Consider the following 298-nt stretch of genomic DNA (forward strand, 5'->3'; position numbering starts at 1 on the left):
CCATCTATGAAATGACCAGCGAACTGGCAAAACGTCTTGGCGTTGAGCAACAGTTTACTGAAGGCCGTACCCAGGAAGAGTGGATGCGGCATCTGTATGCCCAGTCGCGGGAAGCGATTCCTGAACTGCCAACGTTTGAAGAGTTCCGCAAGCAGGGGATCTTTAAAAAGCGCGACCCACAAGGGCATCACGTTGCTTATAAAGCCTTCCGTGAAGATCCGCAGGCAAACCCACTGACTACGCCATCGGGCAAAATTGAGATTTATTCGCAGGCGCTGGCTGACATTGCCGCTACCTG

General features: G+C 52.7%; 1 pseudogene. It reads left to right on the top strand.

Annotation, left to right across the window (positions count from 1 at the left end):
* A pseudogene (locus tag AC0L3J_RS37905) lies at positions 1 to 298 on the top strand (Asp-tRNA(Asn)/Glu-tRNA(Gln) amidotransferase GatCAB subunit C); the annotation flags it as partial.

The sequence above is a fragment of the Bradyrhizobium sp. Kon37 genome (assembly GCF_055807535.1).